Origin of the sequence: Alteromonas sp. IB21, from assembly GCF_016405965.1 — a bacterium.
In the GTDB taxonomy this organism is placed as follows: Bacteria; Pseudomonadota; Gammaproteobacteria; order Enterobacterales; family Alteromonadaceae; genus Alteromonas.
On the sequence record NZ_JAEFCD010000058.1, the window covers coordinates 1 to 1,523 of the forward strand.

Annotated in this window: 1 protein-coding gene; it reads left to right on the forward strand. The window is 42.5% G+C overall.

Going from position 1 to position 1,523, the window contains the following annotated elements; translation table 11 throughout:
• Positions 1–1,121 precede the first annotated feature (1,121 nt).
• Complete coding sequence (locus tag JC525_RS19675; RefSeq protein WP_198817828.1) at positions 1,122–1,409, forward strand: hypothetical protein; 288 nt, start codon at positions 1,122–1,124, stop codon at positions 1,407–1,409.
• Positions 1,410–1,523: the final 114 nt, after the last annotated feature.

The window sequence follows — 1,523 nt, forward strand, 5'->3', positions numbered from 1 at the left end:
ACAAGGCGCTCAAGCAAGGACGCAGCAAAGCTGCGCCGCTTAGCTTGGCGTTAGGCGTCATTTACTTACAGCACTAAAAAGTGGGTTCAACCGTGACATTCCAGCATCAAGGTTGTTTCATTAGGTTGTCTTTACAGCTTGCTTTTTCGGTAGTTTCATCGGCTTTAGCAACGCCCTTTTCATCAACATCGCAACGCCAACATTCTGCATCATCAGCTTTCTAAACTCGCTCTTTTATCAAGCATTACCACTAACATCTGGCTTTTCGCACAGGGTTGTTTTATCTTAAATTCAATAATTTAAACAAGCTGGCTAATTGGCTAGTGGTGGCAGCAGAGCTGCGTACATTTGGTTGTACGCCTAACAAAACGCTGTTGGCACTCCCTTCGGTCGCTGGGACGCTAACACGTGGGCTGGCTCGCTTCGCTCGGATTTTAGCCCACGTGCTAGCGCCCCAAAGCTTAAAGTTATGTTCCACGGAGGTTATTTGCGAAATTTTTTCATCTTATTAATGTTTTTTTGTTTTAGCTCCCAAGCATCTGAATCAAAACTAATGCAAACTGCTTATCTCACATCTATGTCAATTTCAGAGTTTTCTCAGACTCAAAAGTCCGTAGAGACTATATGCACAGAGAGAACGGATATACCACGAGTTTTTAGCAACTTGTATCCATCTATCGAAACTCACCTGAATAATTCAATCGAGATAATGGAGCATTTTCAAGCAGTGGGTAGAGAAATGATTGGAGAGAAAATTTCTAAAGTCTTTGCTGAACACAACGCAACGATTGCAAACAAAGTTGAAATAACAATACAGCCTTTCGTAATACTCTCGCAGTCACGAGTAGTCTCAGCATGCAAGAACTGGGAAACAGCAATTATGGATTCAAACTCTACAATAATGAAAAGATTTTATGAACAAGCCAAGTTCATTACTAATAACAAATCTGCAATCTTCGAAGCTATAGACAATCGGTCTAATTGGTAGGAACATAACAAAAAAATCAAGCTCGCCCGCTGCGCGGGCTGGGACGCAAACATGTGGGCTGACTCACTTCGTTCGGATTTTAGCCCACATGCCTGCGCCCCTTATTTAAAAGTTATACGAACAGGAATGCTTAGTGATAGAAGCTCTTTTTTCTTTAGTAATAATGATTGTTGAAGCTGCTATAGCTGCCTGCACATTTATTATTGAATTAGTCTCGGGTGTTTTTGTTGCAGCAGGCTCCACTATAGGCGTATTTGATTTTTTTCTACTTGTTTTTGTTCTACTAGCGGAGCTTGTTGTATGGTTATTGCTATGGTTCAAGCAGCTTTTAACGTCTGCAATCAAGCTAGAAAAGCCAGCGGGAGTCAGAAAACCTGTGTTTTGGCGGCCTAAAGCAAAACCCAAAAACAAAGAAAAATAGCACTCGTGGTTGTTTTAGGTGGTTCGTATAACAAAAAAATTAAGTCGCCTGCTGGCGCAGGCTGGGACGCATACATGCGGGGCGGCTTCGCCATTATGCCCCACATGCCTGCGC